This window comes from Bowmanella yangjiangensis (assembly GCF_017255015.1).
In the GTDB taxonomy this organism is placed as follows: domain Bacteria; phylum Pseudomonadota; class Gammaproteobacteria; order Enterobacterales; family Alteromonadaceae; genus Bowmanella; species Bowmanella yangjiangensis.
In genome coordinates this window covers 1-1,535 of sequence record NZ_JAFKCS010000188.1, presented here as the reverse complement: position 1 = coordinate 1,535, position 1,535 = coordinate 1, and the positions used below count along the sequence as shown (strand labels likewise).

At 67.0% G+C, this 1,535-nt stretch carries 2 protein-coding genes; both read left to right on the top strand.

Annotation, left to right across the window (positions count from 1 at the left end; all coding sequences use genetic code 11):
• Positions 1-72 precede the first annotated feature (72 nt).
• Positions 73-477, top strand: a complete 405-nt coding sequence (locus J0A65_RS23190; protein WP_232850120.1) for a heme NO-binding domain-containing protein — start codon at positions 73-75, stop codon at positions 475-477.
• Positions 474-1,535: diguanylate cyclase domain-containing protein (locus J0A65_RS23185; protein WP_206596657.1), on the top strand; the 1,062-nt coding region annotated here is incomplete at its 3' end. The genes J0A65_RS23190 and J0A65_RS23185, both read left to right, overlap by 4 nt.

Below are 1,535 nucleotides of genomic sequence, written 5' to 3'. Positions count from 1 at the left end.
CAGATGCTGACGCAGACTACGCTCGCCAACGATGGCGCCTATACCGCGGTGGGCTACTACCCCTATGCATAGATGCAGGCGCTGCTGGCGACCCTCTCCAGGCTGACCGGCAACAGCGTGCCGGCCCTGCTGCAGGACTATGGCGAGTACCTGTTCCGGCGTTTCGTCGAGCTGTATCCCGAGATGTTCGAGCACTGCCGCGACAGTTTCGACCTGCTCAGCCAGGTCGACGGCCACGTCCATCGCGAGGTGCACAAGCTCTATCCCCAGGCCCAGTTGCCGGTTTTCGAAACGCTGACCCACACCCCGGCTTGCCTGGTGCTGGAGTACCGCTCCAGCCGCGGCCTGGCCGATCTGGCCGAGGGTCTCATCCGTGGTTGCATCGAGCACTATGGCGAGCGCAATGGCGTTCAGCGCGTCGACCTGCCGGCGCGTGAGGGGCTCAGCATAACCCGCTTCGAGATTTCCCGACCTTGAGCGAAGCACTCTGGCAGCGCCGTCTGGACCGTGAACGGCAAGCGCGCAAGACGGCCGAGCGGCTGCTGACCGATAAATCGCGGGAGCTGTATCAGACCACCGTCGACCTGCAGCAGGCGCTGGCCGCGTCGGAGAACCAGCGCCGGCTGCAGCTGGCGCTCTGGGGCAGCGGCGAGCTGATCTGGGAGTGGCACGCCGAGGACGACCTGATGCGCCTGCACCACTTCTCCAGCGAGCCGGGCGTGGCGCTCGAGGAGGCGCTGCTCTGGGCGGACTGGATCGCCCGCCTGCACCCGGATGACCGGGGCAACGCGCTGCAGGCCTGGGAGGAGCACCGCTGCGGGCGTTGCGAGTATTACGATCTGGAATTTCGCATGCGTCGCGAGCCCGAGCAGGGCTGGCTGTGGTTTCGCACCCAGGGCCGCGCCGTGGAGCGCGATGCGGATGGCCTGGCACGGCGCATCACCGGCACCTGCAAGGACATCAGTCGCCAGCACGAGGCCGAGGAGCATCTGCGCCTGCTGGCCGCCGCCTTCGCCAACAACCGTGATGCCAACGTGGTGCTGGCCAGTGACAGACACGCGCTGCAGGCCAATGCGGCCTTTCTCGAACTGGTCGGCATCGGCGCCGGCGAGCTGCCTGATCTCGAGCTGGAGCGCCTGTTGCTCGATGCCGATGAGCAGTGTCCCTGGGATCACCTGTTCGCCACCGACCACTGGCAGGGCGAGCTGATTTGTCAGCGGCGCGATGGCCAGCGCATCCCGGTCGAGCTGAGCAGCACCCTGGTGCGCGCCCGTGACCGTCAGGCGCGGCATCTGGTGCTGTCGCTGCGCGATATCAGCGAGCGGCGGCGGGCGGCCGATCATCTGCGCCATCTGGCGCGTCTCGACGTGCTGACCCAGCTGCCCAATCGTCTGCAGTTCCAGGAGCGCCTGCAGCGCGCGCTGCAGCATCAGCATGACGATCGCTGCCTGGCGCTGCTGTTCGTCGACCTGGACGACTTCAAGCAGGTCAACGATGCCTTCGGCCACGACGTCGGCGATGCGCTGCTGCAGCAG